The following is a 16,469-nucleotide window of genomic DNA, read 5'->3' on the forward strand; positions in this document are numbered from 1 at the left end:
TGGCGAGACGCTCCGCCCCGGGGCGACTACCGTTGTGGCTACATCGCAACGTCTAGGGAGCAGGTAATGAGCATCCAACCGGTCGAATCGAAGCGCCACCGTGTCGTCGTCATCGGTTCCGGGTTCGGAGGTCTGTTCGGCGTCAAGGCGCTCAAGAAGGCCGACGTCGACATCACCCTCGTCGCAAAGACGACCCACCACCTATTCCAGCCGCTGCTCTACCAGGTGGCCACAGGCATTCTGTCCGTCGGTGAGATCGCTCCCACTACCCGCGTCATTCTGCGCAAGCAGAAGAACGCCGAAGTGTTGCTGGGCGACGTGCTGAACATCGATCTCGAAGCCAAGACGGTCACGTCCAAGTTGCTCGAGCGCGTCACCGTCACCCCGTTCGACAGCCTGATCGTGGCCGCCGGTGCCCAGCAGTCGTACTTCGGTAACGACCATTTCGCCGAGTTCGCGCCCGGCATGAAGACCATCGACGATGCCCTCGAATTGCGCGGACGCATCCTCGGAGCCTTCGAGCAGGCGGAACTCTCCGACGACCAGGAGGAGAAGGACCGCCTGATGACGTTCGTCGTCGTCGGAGCAGGTCCGACGGGTGTCGAACTCGCAGGACAGATCGCAGAACTCGCCGACCGCACCCTCGACGGAGCGTTCCGCAACATCGATCCCCGCGACGCGCGCGTCATCCTGCTGGACGCCGCACCGGCCGTCCTTCCCCCGATGGGCGAGAAGCTCGGCCGCAAGGCAGCCGAACGGCTCGAGAAGCTCGGTGTCGAGATCCAGCTCAACGCGATGGTCACCGACGTCGACAACGACGGCTTGACCGTCAAGGAAAAAGACGGAACGACTCGTCGTATCGAGGCTCAGTGCAAGGTCTGGTCCGCGGGCGTGCAGGGCAGCCCGCTCGGCAAGCAGCTGGCCGACCAGTCGGGTTCGGAGACGGACCGCGCCGGCCGAGTTCTGGTGGAGCCGGATCTGACTGTCAAGGGTCATCCGAACGTCTTCGTCATCGGCGACTTGATGTCGGTCAAGGACGTTCCCGGCATGGCGCAGGGTGCGATCCAGGGTGCCACCTACGCGGCCAAGCTGATCAAGGCGTCGGTCAAGGGGCAGGACGACCCCACCCAGCGAGCACCCTTCAAGTACTTCGACAAGGGCTCCATGGCCACGGTGTCGCGTTTCAATGCGGTGGCCAAGGTCGGCAAGCTCGAGTTCGGTGGCTTCATCGCATGGCTCATGTGGCTCGCCCTGCACCTGTACTACCTGGTGGGGTACCGCAGCCGTATCACCACGGTCATTTCCTGGTTCGTCACGTTCCTCGGTAGAGGCCGTGCTCAGATGGCATCGACGGAGCAGCAGGTGTTCGCGCGGCTTGCCATCGAACAACTGAACTCTCTCGAGAAAGCGGGCGACGTGAACAAGCGGACGGCCGAGGTCGAAGAGGAACGCGAAAAAGCAGCGGGTTGATCCACTCAGCACCCGCAAGGTAAGCGAAGCAGAAAGGGCTCCGCCCGACGCACATCGTCGGACGGAGCCCTTTCTTTCTGCCCTACTCGATTTATCGGGCCGGCTGAAGGCGATGACCGACGGAGGTACTCAGCGAGCCACCCCCGGCCAAGGCCAACCGCACGGTGCCGCCCGCCAGATCGACCTCGGAATCCCGGCTGTCCGGATAGCGAAGCGTGCTGGACATCGACATCGGTGCCGACAACCCGTCGTGCGCCACCGTCCCCTCCCCCAGTTCCACTCGGTGGCGCAACAGCGGCCTACCTCCCACATCGCAGTGCATCGAGCTCGCCCACTGTCCCGCGACCTCGTCGAGCCTGCCGATCTGTACGCGCTCACGCAGCCACAGATCGGAGTCCTGTTCCAGTTCGATGACATTGAGCACCGTATGAGAGGCATCGGACACGACGACCATCGGCTCGGGATCGAAGACCAGTGACGCCCCCGCCCCCAACTCGACGTGCCAGTGCGCCGACGAATGACGTTGTGCCGCACCGGGCATCGCCAAGGAAGCCGCCACGCTGCGCACGTCCAGACGAGCGCCGGCAGCCACCGAGATCCTGACGCTGATGGTGTCTCCGCCGAGAGGCGTTGCCGCGGTGCCGATCAGGTGGACGGTGTCGGGCCCCGTCTGCCTACCTGCAAGTCCGCCGACCGACGTGATGCGGGGACTGCGTCGACGACTCGCGTCGATGCGGAGCTCGGTGTGCATCGTTCAGTGCGCGTGGTCGTGTGCGTCGGCGTCGGCGATGACCTTCAATTGCTCACGCACCCAGCCGAGCACCGTGGTTGCTGCGGGGTCGTCCGTGAGAGAGATCAAGGCCGTGGGACGCCCCTCGCGCACCTGCGCGGCGTCGCGCTCCATGACACCCAGATCCGCACCGACGTACGGCGCGAGATCGGTCTTGTTGACGACGAGCAGGTCGGAGAACGTCACGCCGGGGCCACCCTTACGAGGCACCTTGTCTCCTCCCGCGACGTCGACGACAAAAATCTGGACGTCGATCAGACCGGACGAAAACGTGGCGGTGAGATTGTCGCCGCCGGACTCCACCAGAATCAGGTCGAGAGGGGGGTTGTTCTCGATCAGGTCGTCGATCGCGTCGAGGTTGGCGGTGATGTCGTCGCGTATCGCGGTATGTGGACAGCCGCCGGTCTGCACGGCCGTGATGCGCTCGTCCGGCAACACTGCGTGCCGCCGCAGGAAGTCGGCATCCTCGGTGGTGTAGATGTCGTTGGTGAGCACGGCCAGAGACAGCTCGTCGCGGAGCTGGCGGCACAACGCGGCCACCAAGGCGGTCTTACCCGAACCGACGGGTCCGCCGATTCCCACACGCAAAGCATCGCCTGCGACCCGCGTGCGCTTGGGTCGGTCCAACCCGTGGTCGTGGGGCTCACCGTCGATCAGGTGCGGGGGCATGACATCTCCTTCGGTCGAGAAAACGGTACTGCGGTCGAGAACCGTGTCGGCGTTGGTGAATTCAGGATACGAACAATGGGCGATCGCGGACGGCGTGGGCTTCGGCAAACATGTCCAGCAGCGGATCGGACAGCTCCATCAGAACCGGGAGCGATGCGCACGCGGCGTCGGCCACCTCGTCGCAGAAGTCTCCCAACCGAATGGTGCACGAGGCAACCTCGGCAGGGTCCAGTGCAAGTAGACGCTGCGCAGCGATAGCCGAGCCGGTCATGGTGATGTATACCTGCACGGCTGCGGTGTCGGCGACGGGCAGGCCGGCCGCGAGTCCCACATGCCCGGCGACGACGGCCAGATGCGGCCGTCGGCCGATGGACTGCCAATCGTGATGCGGCCATGTCGATTTGGCCAATCTGAGCAGCCCCCGACCCTGAGCTCGCGACGCAGCTCGTACTGCCGGCGACGGTGTCCGAGCATCGCACTCGACGTCCGCCGCATCCGTATTCAGTGAGCCGAGAACCACCGCGCCGGCGATGGATGCCGCGATGGCTCCCGACGTCCGAATTCGCCGACGCAGAAAGGCTTCGAGGGTGTCGATGTCGCGCACGAAACCCGACGCAATCGCTTCTTCGACTCCCCCGGAATGGACGTGCCCACCGGTGGGAAGTCGCGAATCCGCAAGCGAGAGAAGGGTTGTGACCTGTCTACGTGCAACGTGCGACAACGCAGTCGACGAGAGGGATCCAAGGGCCATCAGAATAGGAAATACCGTTGCGCCATGGGCAATTCGGACGCCGGTTGTTCCTTCCACACCTCGCCGTCGATACGCACGGTGAAGGTGTCCGGATCGACTTCGATCTCCGGAAGTGAATCGTTGAGCGGCATATCGGCTTTCCTGATCCCGCGCACGTTCGCAACCGGAACGAGACGACGATCGCACGCGAGGCGATCGGCCAGACCGTCCTCGATCGCTTGCGGCGCAACGAAATGCAGCGACGTAGCAGCGGCGGCCTTCGGTGACGCTCCGAACATCGGCCGCGGCAGCTCGGGTTGCGGCGTAGGAATGGACGCATTGGCGTCGCCCATCGCAGCCCACGCGATCATGCCGCCCTTGATGACCATGTGCGGACGCACACCGAAGAAGGCCGGATCCCACAACACCAGATCGGCGAGCTTGCCCGTTTCGATCGACCCGATCTCCGCATCGAGACCGTGGGCCACGGCCGGACAGATCGTGTACTTCGCGACGTATCGCCTGACCCGATTGTTGTCGGCACCGTTGTCCCCGGGCAGGTATCCGCGCCGCGCCTTCATGACGTGAGCTGTCTGCCAGGTTCGCAGCACCACCTCACCGATACGCCCCATGGCCTGGGCGTCGCTGCCGATCATCGAGATCGCTCCCATGTCGTGCAGCAAGTCCTCGGCCGCGATGGTCGACGGCCGAATGCGGCTCTCGGCGAACGCCAGATCCTCCGGAATGCTCGGACTGAGGTGATGGCACACCATCAACATGTCGAGATGCTCGTCCAACGTGTTCACGGTGTGCGGACGCGTCGGATTGGTCGAGCTGGGCAGCACGTGTGCTTGCGCGGCAACGGTGATGATGTCGGGAGCGTGCCCGCCGCCGGCACCTTCGGTGTGATATGCGTGTATTCCACGGCCGTTGATCGCAGCGAGCGTTGTCTCGACGAATCCGGCCTCGTTGAGTGTGTCCGAATGAAGAGCCGCTTGAACCCCCGCCTCGTCGCACACTCGCAGGCAAGCGTCGATCGCAGCGGGAGTCGACCCCCAATCCTCGTGCAACTTGAATCCCGAAGCGCCGCCGCGCAACTGCTCCCACATCGAATCGGGATTGACCGTGTTGCCCTTGCCGAGCAGCACGATGTTCATCGGCCAGTCGTCGAGAGATTCGAGCATCCTGGACATATGCCAGGCACCCGGGGTCACGGTGGTTGCCTTGCTCCCTTCGGCGGGCCCGGTCCCACCAGCGATCACCGTGGTGATGCCGCCGCCGAGGGCTTCTTCCTTGATCTGCGGGCAGATGAGGTGCACATGGCAATCGATGCCGCCGGCGGTGACGATCTTTCCGTTGCCCGCGATGATCTCGGTCGACGGTCCGATCACGAGATCCGGATGAACGCCGCTCATGGTGTCGGGATTGCCGGCTTTTCCGAGCGCAACGATCCGACCGTCGCGAATACCGAGGTCTGCCTTGATGATTCCCCAGTAATCGACGACGACCACGCCGGTGATGACGGTATCCGGGGCACCGTCTGCCCGGGTGGCACGTGACTGGCCCATGGACTCACGGATCACTTTGCCGCCGCCGAACACCGCTTCCTCGCCGGCCTTGCCCGGACCACCACTTCGGTCCTCGGTGATCTCGATCAGAAGGTCGGTGTCGGCCAACCGAATCCGGTCACCCGTCGTGGGGCCGAACAACTGGGCGTATCGACTGCGACTCATACGTGCCATCAGCTGTCCAACTTTCCTGGAGGTGTCATGCTCAAGCCGTATACCTCGCGAGTCCCACCGAGGGGCACGAGTTGCACCGTCTGCTCGATGCCCGGTTCGAAGCGCACGGCAGTGCCTGCCGGAATGTCGAGCCGACACCCGTAGGCGCGATCGCGATCGAACTGCAGGGCGGCGTTCGCTTGAGGAAGATGCACGTGACTTCCCACCTGCACCGGTCGATCGCCGCCGTTCACCACCGTCAGGGTGATCACTTCGGCACCGTCGTTGATCTCGATATATCCTGCGACGGTGAAGATCTGACCCGGAACCAGATGGCCGTCTCCGCGCTCGGGCGAGATCGGCTCGTGCACCGTGATCAGTTTCGTTCCGTCGGGAAACGTCGCTTCCACCATGACCTCGGGAAGCAGTTCGGGTACACCGCCGAGTACGTCGTCGGCCGTGAGCACTTCTCGACCCGACGCCATCAGCTCGGCCACGGACTTTCCGTCGCGAGCACCTTCGAGGAGGTGATCGGTGATGACCGCGATCGCCTCGGGGTGATTGAGTTTGAGGCCGCGAGCACGGCGCCGCCGCGCAAGTTCGGCGGCGTAGCTGACAAGCAGTCGATCCTGCTCGTGCGGAGACAACCGCATGTAGGTTCTCCGTCCGATCGGTGATGATGCTCGGCAATTCTGACACGCAGTCAGCCCAAGGGCACGGTGACCGACCGATCGAGCAGACCCCGCAGGACATTTCGGTCCACAGCGGGAGCCACGTCCTGCAGTTCGGTGACGGCGAACGCGCCCGCGTCCAGGCCCCGCACCAATACGCCCGCGAGAGCTTGCGCCGTCGCCGGCTCGTCCATCACATCTCCGCCGCGACGATCGAGGTAGTTGCCCAGCCGAGCTGCGGCGACGGGCATCGCGTGACGAAAGAACTCGAACGTGGCCAACCACCGTGTCACAAGATGGCCGGGGTGCATGTCCCACCCCTGGTAGAAGCCCCGCTCGAGGGATCTGGTCACCAGATCGAAGTGGCGCCGCGCCGACGCTGCCACTTGTTCGGAGCTGCCGGTCGGAACCACCTGGGTGGACCCGTCGCACACCCACACACCTGTCTGCGCTGCCGCAACCAACATGACGTTCTTGGCATGGTCTGCCACCGGGTGAGCCAGAGATTGCTGCGCCGACGTGATTCCACACGCCGCGCTGTAGTCGTAGGTGCCGTAGTGGAGCGACGTGCAGCGACCATCCGCGCGGGCTATCGCACGCGCCAACGTCGTCGTACCGTCGGCACCGATCACGGCCTGCGGGCTTTCGATCTGCAACTCGAAACGGAGTGCCCGATCGGGAAGACCGTGAGCCCGCTCGAGTTCCTCGCACAACGCGACCAAGGCGGACACCTGCTCGACCGCGCGGAGTTTCGGCACTGTGAACACGAAACCGTCGGGCACTCCCCCGGCCCCGTCCAGGACGAGTTCCAGGGTTCGAATGCCGCGCCGACGCTCATGAGCGGCAAGGCCTTTCGCGCGGATGCCCAGCCACGACGGGCCCGCCGTGTCGCGGGCCAGCGCAGCCAACGCTGCACCTGCTGCCGCGGCGTGGCGATCCTCGACGGCATCGGAGCGCCACCCGTACCCGTCTTCGAAATCGAACCTGAGGTCCTGGATCGGTGCCGCATCGAGCCGGTCCCGTACGACAGTCAGAGCACCGGCGGTGCCGAGCTCGGCGAAGACCTCGGGATGCGCATCGAGAAGGCGGAGGGCTGCGGTTCCCCATTCGGCCGGGACGTTCTCGGACGCCTCGGACGCCGGGACGTAGACAGTGTGGGAGGGCTGCCCGCCTATTCGGTCTCCCGGATAGTGCAGTGCGAGATCGGCATCGATGGGCTCGAAGAGTGCTTCGAGGCGGTCGAACGCGTCGTCGCTCAGCGCACCGCCGGCGGAAGGGGGAACGACATCGTCGTGTCCGGTCATGGGCTTCACTGTCCCAGACGTGCTGTGTTTTCGATATTCGCCAGCCGCACTTTGCCCTGCGCAATCAGGCGTCCTCCGTCGTCGGAGATGTCGACCTGCCAGAGCTGCTGGCTGCGGCCGCGATGGATCGGATGTCCGTGCGCGGCAAGAGTGCCCGAGCGCGTTGCTCGCAGGAAGTCCGTGCTGTTGTTCACCCCGACCACATGACCGCGCGAACCGAACCAGGCCGACCCACCGATGCTGGCAACCGATTCCACCACCGCACACAGGACACCACCGTGCATGATCCCGGCCGGCTGGTGCAGTTGCGGGGTGACATCCCACTCTGCGCGAACTACGTCGCCGGTCACTTCTCGGTAGGTCAATCCGACCACGCCGTCGAATCCGCGGCCGCAGAGTTCGGTCAGCTGTTCCGGGGTGAGGGTCTCGAAGGGGCTCGCTTCGGTGGTGCCATTCGAATCGGTCATTGCTCCGCTTCCGGTCGCGTACTGAGAATGTTCGCCGACTGCAGTCGACCCATGACCAGAAATACACGACACTCCGCCCGAGAAAATCGGTGGGCCTCTCGTTCGAGTCGAACGAGAGGCCCACCGTGGCAAGGACCGGGAGTCACTGCAGCCCTCAGGACTCCGGCGCGGTCCGTTGGTATGAAATTAGCATAGGCAAACCTCAGTTCTGACGCAAGGCCTTCATGATGCGCGCAGCCGTTGTTTGCCCGGAACTCCGACTCTCGATCGCACGGGCGCTCCGGCAGCGACCATCGCGTCGAGCAGTAACTGGCCGCGCCGTGTTGCGGCGGATGGGCCGGTCCCGGCCAAAATCGGGACGTAAGTCGAAGCGCCGAGGATTGCGTCACCCACCAACGCCCAGAAGACGCGAGCATCCAGAGGAGCCCGCTCACTGATCGCGCGATAGACCGACCCGAGGGACGTCAGGCACCGATGCGCGGTCCAGACGAGAAGAGCCTGCTCACAGGGCAACGTCACGGTTCCGGGCTCGCCGGCTGCTGAATCTTCGGGCAGCACTCGCAAGATCGGGGATGCAACACCCGCCCAATCGATTCCGCCGTCGCTGTCCATATGGATCCACAGGTTGTCGATACCCGGATCCCAGGCACGCGCCTCGAGCACGAGCAGGGCTGCAACCCGCCCCACCACAGCATGAATCAGCGCAGTCGCCACCTGCACTGCCGCAGCGTGCGGCACATCGAGATCCTCGAGCGAACGGCGGTACATCTGCTCGACCCGGCCGTCGTCGAGACCGACCGACAGCTGCCACCAACGGCGCTTGCCCTCGTCGGCCATGGCGGCCACCGCGTACATTCGCGGATAGTCGGGATTGAGCGCGCGCAGAGTGGAACACGACTCGGCCAACAGAGCTCGCCCACCGGATCGGTCCGAGAATCGGTGCACATCGGCCCAGCCCGTGAATGCGGCAGTTGCAACTGACACCTGAACGCTCCTTCTGTTCGTGACCGGTGAACTCGTCCCACCGTCGACCAATGGATGTAGGTTAGCCTAACCAGATCAGGCTGCCGAGTCAGGCACCGCTACCCTTACCTCGTGTCGCACGGAGAGGAAGGGTTCCGTAACCTAAACCCTGTCCCTTCGATCCAGCGAGGAGTCACGACCCAGTGACCACAGCTCCGCTACTCGGCCCCCACGGCTCGCGTCGCTCGCCCGACGAGCGATACGGGACCGAGGACGTGCCGACCGGGCCCGCACCGTGGAGTACACGCATCGCTGCGGCAGGGATCGACGCGCTGATCGTGCTCGTGCCGTTGTTCATCGGATGGTCGATCGTCGACGCCCTTCGCGACGACAACGGCGGTGGCCAGGCCGACCGTGTCGTATTCGGAGCCATTTCACTGTCGGTGGCCGTCGCCCTGTTCGTCTGGAACCGCGGCTACCGCGATGGCAACGATGGGCAGAGCACAGGTAGACGGTGGATGAGTCTGACGCTCCGCGACACCGACACCACCGGGCCTGTCGGTGTCCGTCGAGCTCTGCTTCGCCAGTTCGGCATCGGGCGGTCCACTTCGGAGGTCGTTCGCGAAAAGACGGCTGCAGCAGATGATTTCGAGCCCATTCCCAAGGATGGTTCGGTTGCCGCCATTCGCCGTCGCAGACTACTCGGCTTGGCAGTGTTGGTCGTCGCTCTGGCCGCCGGCATCTTCGCGAGCATCGCCATCGGTGCCCGGCCGCTGACGTTCGCCGAGATCGCCCATGCGCTGATCGATTCGACCGGCACGGACACCGACATTATCGTCCGGACACTGCGCGTTCCCCGAACGGTGCTGGCGTTGGTGGTCGGGATTGCCCTCGGCATCGCCGGTGCCCTCATCCAGGGACACACCCGCAACCCGCTGGCCGATGCCAGCCTGCTCGGCCTCAATTCCGGCGCGGCGTTCTTCGTCGTCATGGCCATCTATCTGTTTCGGTTCACCTCACCGAGCCAATACCTGTGGTTCGCGTTCGCCGGTTCGGCGGTGGCGAGCGTCGTGGTCTTCGGTCTGTCGTCCATCGGATCGGGCAGATCGAGTCCGATCAACCTCGCCTTGGCGGGCGCAGGCGTCGCGTTCTTCCTGTCCGCGATGACCAATGCCGTGGTGTTGCTCGACCAGACGAGCCTGGACGGCTACCGCTTCTGGGTGGTCGGATCGGCCGCAGGCCGGGGGCTCGACGTGCTGTGGCAGGTTCTACCCTTCCTGATTCTCGGTGTACTGATCGCACTCGCCAGCACCCCGGGCCTGAACGTCATGAGCCTGGGCGAGGACGTCGCGCGATCCCTCGGAACGAACATCGCGGTCACCCGAACGGTCGGCATCCTGGCCATCACTCTGTTGACCGGAGCGGCCACTGCTGCTTGCGGGCCCATCGCCTTCGTCGGCCTCGTCGTTCCGCACATCGCCCGAGCGGTGACCGGACCCGACTACCGCTGGCTCGTGCCGTACGCCGGCCTCATGGGCGGCGTGATGCTGATGATTGCCGACGTCATCGGACGCGTCGTGGTGCGCCCGGGCGAGTTGCAGGTGGGCATCGTCCTCGCCCTCTTCGGCGCGCCGTTCTTCATCGCACTCGTACGCCGCAGAAAGTTGGCGAGCCTGTGACCGCCGAACTCCGGTCCCCCACACCGGCCAGCCCCGGCACCGTGCCCGCGCGGCCCGGCGTTCGCCTGGGCCGGGTGTCCCTCGTCCGCCGTCCACTGATGGTCGTCACCACCGTCCTCGTGGCTGCCGCATTGATTCTCGTCATGTGTGTCAACATCGGCCGCGGCGACTTTCCGCTGTCGATCCCCCAGGTGCTCGACGTCCTGCTCGGCGGCGGAACGCGGATCGAACGGTTCATCGTCATGGACCTACGCCTGCCCCGGTCGTTGACTGGCTTGCTCGTCGGAGCAGCCCTGGGTATCTCCGGGGCGATCACGCAATCCATCTCTCGAAACGCACTCGCGAGCCCCGACATTCTCGGCATCACCGCCGGTGCCAGTGCCGCAGCCGTCGCGCTGATCGTGCTGGGCGGCGGCGGTACCTTCAGCGGTCTGCTCGCCACCCTCGGTCTGCCACTGGCAGCGTTGATCGGCGGCGTGCTGACCGCGATAGCCATCTACTCGCTCGCCTGGCGGAAAGGCGTCGACGGCTTTCGCTTCATCCTGGTGGGAATCGCCGTCAACGCCATGCTCACTGCCGTGATCGGGTGGTTGCTGATCAGTGCCGACATCAACGACGTGTCGCGTGCGCAGGTCTGGCTCAACGGTTCTCTGAACGGAGCCAACTGGTCGACGGTATGGCCGGTGGCAGTGGCCGTCGTCGTCGTCGGGGGTGCAACCATCGTGTCGACGTTCACGCTCGGAGCACTGCGTCTGGGCGACGACAACGCGCGATCACTCGGTGTGCGGTTGCAGCACAGCCAGGCGGTGATGTTGCTTGCCGCCGTCGCGCTCGCTGCCGTTGCCACGGCTGCGGCCGGACCCATCGCGTTCGTCGCGTTGGCAGCCCCACAGATCGCGGTGCGGCTGCTCCGAACCCCTGGACCGCCGATCATCGCCTCGGCATTGCTGGGCGGACTGCTCGTGGTGGCCAGTGATCTGATCGCCCGCACGATCCTGCCGGTGGAACTGCCGGTCGGCATCGTCACCTCTGCGCTCGGTGGACCGTTCCTTCTGTACCTTCTCGTGCGCAGTAATCGAAAGGCTTCCGTATGACAATCAGCCACGCCTCGCGTTTGGTCGCAGACGATCTCAGCCTCGGTTACGGCGACCGGACGATCGTCGAGCACCTCGACCTGGCAATTCACACCGGAGTGATCACCACCGTCATCGGCCCGAACGGCTGCGGCAAGTCGACCCTGTTGCGGTCGCTCGGACGCCTGCTCAAGCCCAAGGCCGGAAGCGTGATGCTCGACGGCCGGGCGATCTCCTCGATGAAGACCAAGGAGGTCGCGCGAACCCTGGGCATGCTGCCGCAGGCACCCACGGCTCCGGAAGGACTGACCGTCGCCGATCTGGTCTCACGTGGTCGCCACCCCCACCAGTCGTGGATCAGGCAGTGGAGCTCGGACGACGAGGCCGAAGTGGCCAACGCACTCGAACTCACCGGCGTCGGCGACCTCGCCGACCGTCCTGTCGACGAGCTGTCGGGTGGTCAACGACAGCGCGCCTGGATCTCGATGGCGCTGGCGCAGGGCACCGACATCCTGCTGTTGGACGAGCCGACCACCTACCTCGACCTCGCCCACTCCATCGAGGTGCTCGACCTCGTCGATCGACTGCACGAGGAGCTCGGCCGCACCATCGTCATGGTGTTGCATGATCTCAACCTCGCACTTCGGTACAGCGACCAGCTGATCGTCATGAAGCAGGGAACCATCGTCACGTCCGGTCGCCCTCAGGACGTCATCTCAGAGGAACTCCTGCTCGACGTGTTCGGACTCGAGGCAGCCGTGATCGACGATCCCATGTCGGATCGCCCTCTCATCGTTCCGATCGGGACCCGCCACGTGTACGGGTCGGTCGGTGGTCCGGTGAAATCGGACAGGCGTTCCGGGACACCGGACTCGCAGGCCGTCTGACGCAGACCGTCACCGCTCGATCATCGTTCGGACGAGCTTGAAGCCCTGACCGATCGACACGTCGGGCAGGTAGGCCCGGCCGATTGCGTTGCCGATGCTGGGCAGCGCGGCAGGATCGGCGAACGTCATGTGCATCGGTTCGTAGCGCGGCTGGAACTTGGATTTGAACGCCAGCAGCGACCGGAACCCGTAGACGGGTTCGAGGGTGCGCCCGAGTACATCGAGCAACCGTTCGAGCAAGCCGGACAGCGTCGACTGCTCGGCACTGGACACGTGCTCGGGCTGCTTCTCGTCGACTTTGGCCAGAGGTGCACCGGACAGGCTCAGGAACCTGGCCCCCTCCTGCTCGAGGAGCAGGGCGGCAGAGGCAATGAGAAATTCCATCGTCGGCCGAAAACCTTCCGACCGTCTCCGCATGAAATCGAGCGTCCACCCGACGATGACTCCGTCCTCGTAGACGGGCATCCACGACGTGACCCCGTGAACGGTTCGGTGCTCGTCGACGGCGATCAGGCATCGCACGTTCTCGTCGTCGACCTCCTCGAGTCCGCCGAGGGTGAAGCCCATCTCCGGCATCCCCTTGTCTGCTACCCACTCCTCGGAGATCGCGGTGATCTGATCGGTGATGGCCAGAGGAGCGGTGGGAAACCGAATCCACTCCGCAACGACGCCTGCCTTCTTCGCTCGGTTGAGCGCAGTACGAACATCCTGGAAACGCTTGCCGGTGAACGCAATCCCGTCCAGGTCGAGCACGGTCTCCTCACCGACCTGGATACCACCCCATCCGAGAGAATCGGTGATACGCCGGACGGCCGGGGTGACGGAGTAGAAACACGGAATCCACCCGTTCTTCGACGCGAACTCGGCGAACTCGACGACGTTGTCTCGCAACGATTCTCGCGGCCCGACAGGGTCACCGGTGGTCAAAGCCACGCCGGAGATGACGCGATACGCCACGTAGCTGCGGCCGTCGGCGCTGAACCAGTACTTGTTTCCGCGCCAGGTCGTCATCCACGACAGTGCCGAGCCGCTGCTCGACATGAGCACGCTGCGAGCCCGTTCGGTGGCATCGGTTTCCGGGCCGTACACCGGTGTGAGGAAGGTGCTGATCGTGAGCACGCACACCACGACCCAGAACACGACGCCGGTCCACTCGAACAGCAGGGTCGTCGGGATGCTCTGGGGTAGAAGGGCGGGCTCGAGCCACTGCAGATAGACCGGCGGAACCAGCCTCTGCGGGAAATCGATCAGCAGTCCGCCGAAGGACGGCGAGTCGGCGAAACCGCCGCGACCGAGATAGCCGCCGATCGAGTAGATCAGCCCGAGTCCTACCACGGCGGCCACGACGGACGCTGCCCAGCGTCTGTACGTGCCAGCCGGTGCCGACACGTCGAAGAACTTCCGAGTGACGATCAGGACCAGCAGGACGATCAGGGGCAGAAGGAAGGGCACGGCAGTGCGGTAGGCAGTGGGAGATTCCAGCCCGTAGAACAGGGATTCGTCGTCACCGGCTTCGAGGAATCGGATGGCGTAGTTCGCCACCGACAGCGCGAGCAGAACAACCTGCGAGACCACTGCCATCGCCCACGCGAACCGTCGACCGCGGCGCAAACCGTCACTGACCACCAACAGGAACAGCGAGGGCATGATGCTCAGGATCGTCGGCCCGACTCCGCCCAGCCTGAGGTCGAGCAGCCCGCGGCGGCATTCCACCGGGTCGGTCGTGGAATCGGCGCAGATCTCACGAACCTCGGCAGCTGTGTACGGCACACCGCGTACCACGTCGCGAAGTACCGCGAACGGCCCCACGGCGTTGGGGCTCAAGGCCGCCAACACCGGTCCGAGGGCACTGGCAGCGACGATCAGTGCAACCAGCACACGTCCTTCACGCTGCGTTCCCGCCAATCTCGGACCGCGGGCCGAGCGACCGACAATCCACGGTCCCACGATCAGCCCGATGACCGCTGCCGCCAACCGAACGACGTCCTGCAGATGCCCGCCGAACAGGGCCAGGGTCACCAGCAGGGCCAGCACTCCGACGCGAATTCGCCTGCGCCACAGCGTGTCCATACGCGACGTGGCGACCAGCACAACTCCGAAGACCCATGTCGTCGGGCCCACGGCGGTACCCACGTGCAGGCGGAAACCCCAATCCTCGTCGACCGTCTTAGCCAGCACGGCCAGGCCGAGACCGAACAGCGACCCCGCAACCTGCGTCACGAACGCGGCTACCGCGAACCGACGGGAACCGATACGGCGTTCGATCGGAGCAGCAGCGAGGAGCACCGCAACGGTCGCCACCACGCAGCCCGCGATATTCGGCGCTGCCAGGCCCGAAGTCAACGGCGTCCAGAGATGCCAGTGCTCGAACGGGACGATGCCTACTGCGAAGTATCTGTCGACCTGACCACGGCCGTCGGACACGACGGCATAGATGCCCGAGAGCCAGACCACGGCGAGCAATGTGAAGCTGACCGGGGCACCCACGGCACCGAACAGGATCAGCGACCACAACCGCCGCGACTGCCGCATCGTCGCCTTGGCGGCGGATCTCACGACGGCCACCTTCTCGGACATCCACGTCGGAGACGCAGCATCGATCGCTTCGGTCGGACGCGCCGACTCGTCGGTGTTCACGACGTCAGTCCTGTTCTCGTAGCCAGCCACGGTAGTTCTCGACGTAAGCCTTCGGACCACACCGCGAAGCTGTGTCCCCCTGGTACCTCCACGTACTGCACATCCATTCCAGCGGCCTTCGCCGCGTCGTACATCTCCTGCTGGCCCGGTCGGTAGTCCTTGTCCTCGGACCCCACGACGAAAATACCGGCAGAGTCCGGGTATCGACGCGATTTCAGCAGGTCGAGAGGGTTGATCGCGGTGAACGCTGCCGTGTTGCCGCCGAAGGCCTGCTGTACGGTTCGATCTCGATCGCCGAGGGTCGGCTCGCGCTGACCCGACAGGTCGAGAAACGTGGGATAGACCTCGGGATGATTGGTGGCCATCTGTATCGAGCACGTTCCGCCGTAGGACAATCCGCCGATCGCCCAATGAGCACGGTTGCGATCCACCTGCAGGGAGTTGTCGATCCAATCGGGAACGTCACGTGCGAGGTAGGTGGCCGCGTTGCCGAGTGTCGAATTCACGCAGAGCGGATTGGCGATGGACGAGCCGGTGCCGTCGGCCACGACCACCACCGGTGCCAGACCGGCATTCTCACGCGCGAAATTGTCCATGGTCTCGGCGAGCTTGCCCCCGTTGAACCAGTCCTCGGGTGCGCCGGGCTGGCCGGCGAGCAGTACGAGGACAGGAAGAAGCGGACGGGGGTCGGCGAAATAGGCCGGCGGTAGGTAGATCTGGGCGTCTCGCGCCGTGAAGTTCGACGCGGTGGCAGGAATGGTGGCGGAGGTGACTCGGCCGGCGGTAGGCAGGTCGGCTGGTGCGGACCAGGCGGATTCCAGCGGTGTGCCGGTGACGGTGTCGGAGACCGCAGGCGGTACGTCCGAGAACGCTATGCGCTCGGCCGACTCGACACCGAGCGCATTTCCCACGGTCGGATACGCATCGAATTCGAGGTTGACGTGCAGAGCAGACGTTGCCACCACGAGGACCGCCGCCAGCACAGACACCACGGTGCCGAACACGCCGCGGGCCGCGATCGCGCGCGGTACGAGCGCGAACAGGGCCGCCACGCCCACCCCGATCCACACGTAGATCGAGATCTCGATCGGATCGGGGAACGGACGCCACACCTTCTCGACCAGCAGGTAGCCGATGGCCGTGACGACGATCGCCGCGGTGGTGGCGATCGGCAGCGCACGCCTGGCGTACCGACGCGACTTCGAGACCAGCAACCACAGTCCACCGGCCGCGCCGAGCACGGACACGATCACCGGCAGTGGCCCATCGAGCAACGACAGCGAATCGAACCACTTCACGCGAGGTCTCCACTCATCTTTCCGACTCGGCCCAGCGGCACCAACTCTCGACAGAATAGGCGTACCCACCCGCTCACGGTCACGACCCGCCGATGCCGCTCGACCCCGGC

Annotated in this window: 14 protein-coding genes; 4 read left to right on the plus strand and 10 right to left on the minus strand. The window is 64.9% G+C overall.

Annotation, left to right across the window (positions count from 1 at the left end):
• Positions 1-66 precede the first annotated feature (66 nt).
• The gene (locus E4P29_RS21560; RefSeq protein ID WP_032366182.1) at positions 67-1,470 is read left to right on the plus strand and encodes an NAD(P)/FAD-dependent oxidoreductase; all 1,404 of its coding nucleotides are present in this window, start codon (positions 67-69) and stop codon (positions 1,468-1,470) included.
• 91 nt (positions 1,471-1,561) lie between these two features.
• Here the strand turns inward: E4P29_RS21560 and E4P29_RS21565 are convergent, their stop codons facing one another.
• The 8 genes from E4P29_RS21565 to E4P29_RS21600 all read right to left on the minus strand — a co-directional run bounded on the left by E4P29_RS21565 (position 1,562) and on the right by E4P29_RS21600 (position 8,767).
• Complete coding sequence (locus E4P29_RS21565) at positions 1,562-2,221, minus strand: urease accessory protein UreD (protein ID WP_135047148.1); 660 nt, start codon at positions 2,219-2,221, stop codon at positions 1,562-1,564.
• Between the two features lie 3 nt (positions 2,222-2,224).
• Positions 2,225-2,929, minus strand: coding sequence for an urease accessory protein UreG (ureG, locus tag E4P29_RS21570; protein WP_032370566.1), 705 nt, complete (start codon positions 2,927-2,929; stop codon positions 2,225-2,227).
• Positions 2,930-2,990: 61 nt separating this feature from the next.
• Positions 2,991-3,680, minus strand: coding sequence for an urease accessory UreF family protein (locus tag E4P29_RS21575; RefSeq protein WP_135047149.1), 690 nt, complete (start codon positions 3,678-3,680; stop codon positions 2,991-2,993).
• Positions 3,680-5,401 (minus strand): urease subunit alpha, encoded by a 1,722-nt coding sequence (locus tag E4P29_RS21580; RefSeq protein ID WP_135047150.1) that lies wholly within the window; start codon positions 5,399-5,401, stop codon positions 3,680-3,682. Before E4P29_RS21580 ends, E4P29_RS21575 begins: the two co-directional genes overlap by 1 nt.
• Positions 5,401-6,033, minus strand: coding sequence for an urease subunit gamma (locus tag E4P29_RS21585; protein WP_135047151.1), 633 nt, complete (start codon positions 6,031-6,033; stop codon positions 5,401-5,403). Before E4P29_RS21585 ends, E4P29_RS21580 begins: the two co-directional genes overlap by 1 nt.
• A 50-nt stretch (positions 6,034-6,083) precedes the next feature.
• Positions 6,084-7,355, minus strand: a complete 1,272-nt coding sequence (locus tag E4P29_RS21590; RefSeq protein ID WP_135047152.1) for an aldolase/citrate lyase family protein — start codon at positions 7,353-7,355, stop codon at positions 6,084-6,086.
• A 5-nt stretch (positions 7,356-7,360) separates the two neighbouring features.
• Entirely contained in the window at positions 7,361-7,822 is a 462-nt protein-coding gene (locus E4P29_RS21595; RefSeq protein WP_135047153.1) for a PaaI family thioesterase, read from the minus strand.
• Between the two features lie 222 nt (positions 7,823-8,044).
• Entirely contained in the window at positions 8,045-8,767 is a 723-nt protein-coding gene (locus E4P29_RS21600; protein ID WP_245154450.1) for a hypothetical protein, read from the minus strand.
• 221 nt (positions 8,768-8,988) lie between these two features.
• On the opposite strand from E4P29_RS21600, the gene E4P29_RS21605 reads away from it, so the two are divergent.
• From E4P29_RS21605 to E4P29_RS21615, 3 genes are read left to right on the plus strand one after another with little or no spacing between them, the layout of a single operon-like run.
• Positions 8,989-10,464 carry an iron chelate uptake ABC transporter family permease subunit gene (locus E4P29_RS21605; protein WP_135047155.1) on the plus strand — a complete coding sequence of 492 codons (1,476 nt, stop codon included), beginning with the start codon at positions 8,989-8,991 and terminating at the stop codon, positions 10,462-10,464.
• On the plus strand, positions 10,461-11,558 hold the full coding sequence (locus E4P29_RS21610; protein WP_135047156.1) for an iron chelate uptake ABC transporter family permease subunit: 1,098 nt from the start codon (positions 10,461-10,463) through the stop codon (positions 11,556-11,558). Before E4P29_RS21605 ends, E4P29_RS21610 begins: the two co-directional genes overlap by 4 nt.
• The gene (locus E4P29_RS21615) at positions 11,555-12,424 is read left to right on the plus strand and encodes an ABC transporter ATP-binding protein (protein WP_135047157.1); all 870 of its coding nucleotides are present in this window, start codon (positions 11,555-11,557) and stop codon (positions 12,422-12,424) included. Before E4P29_RS21610 ends, E4P29_RS21615 begins: the two co-directional genes overlap by 4 nt.
• A 9-nt stretch (positions 12,425-12,433) precedes the next feature.
• Here E4P29_RS21615 and E4P29_RS21620 read toward each other — a convergent pair whose 3' ends face one another.
• The gene (locus tag E4P29_RS21620) at positions 12,434-14,956 is read right to left on the minus strand and encodes a DUF2156 domain-containing protein (protein ID WP_245154451.1); all 2,523 of its coding nucleotides are present in this window, start codon (positions 14,954-14,956) and stop codon (positions 12,434-12,436) included.
• A 101-nt stretch (positions 14,957-15,057) separates the two neighbouring features.
• Positions 15,058-16,359 carry an alpha/beta hydrolase-fold protein gene (locus tag E4P29_RS21625; protein WP_135047159.1) on the minus strand — a complete coding sequence of 434 codons (1,302 nt, stop codon included), beginning with the start codon at positions 16,357-16,359 and terminating at the stop codon, positions 15,058-15,060.
• Positions 16,360-16,469: the final 110 nt, after the last annotated feature.

The sequence above is a fragment of the Rhodococcus sp. 1R11 genome (assembly GCF_004563845.1).
Taxonomy (GTDB): Bacteria; Actinomycetota; Actinomycetes; order Mycobacteriales; family Mycobacteriaceae; genus Rhodococcoides.

Bases quoted from the DNA above. Each gene is read 5' to 3' on its own strand.
- E4P29_RS21585 (WP_135047151.1), bottom strand. From the start codon at position 6,033: ATGCGGTTGTCTCCGCACGAGCAGGATCGACTGCTTGTCAGCTACGCC.
- E4P29_RS21565 (WP_135047148.1), bottom strand. From the start codon at position 2,221: ATGCACACCGAGCTCCGCATCGACGCGAGTCGTCGACGCAGTCCCCGC.
- E4P29_RS21615 (WP_135047157.1), top strand. From the start codon at position 11,555: ATGACAATCAGCCACGCCTCGCGTTTGGTCGCAGACGATCTCAGCCTC.
- E4P29_RS21590 (WP_135047152.1), bottom strand. From the start codon at position 7,355: ATGACCGGACACGACGATGTCGTTCCCCCTTCCGCCGGCGGTGCGCTG.
- E4P29_RS21595 (WP_135047153.1), bottom strand. From the start codon at position 7,822: ATGACCGATTCGAATGGCACCACCGAAGCGAGCCCCTTCGAGACCCTC.
- E4P29_RS21575 (WP_135047149.1), bottom strand. From the start codon at position 3,680: ATGGCCCTTGGATCCCTCTCGTCGACTGCGTTGTCGCACGTTGCACGT.
- ureG (WP_032370566.1), bottom strand. From the start codon at position 2,929: ATGCCCCCGCACCTGATCGACGGTGAGCCCCACGACCACGGGTTGGAC.
- E4P29_RS21580 (WP_135047150.1), bottom strand. From the start codon at position 5,401: ATGGCACGTATGAGTCGCAGTCGATACGCCCAGTTGTTCGGCCCCACG.
- E4P29_RS21560 (WP_032366182.1), top strand. From the start codon at position 67: ATGAGCATCCAACCGGTCGAATCGAAGCGCCACCGTGTCGTCGTCATC.
- E4P29_RS21620 (WP_245154451.1), bottom strand. From the start codon at position 14,956: ATGCGGCAGTCGCGGCGGTTGTGGTCGCTGATCCTGTTCGGTGCCGTG.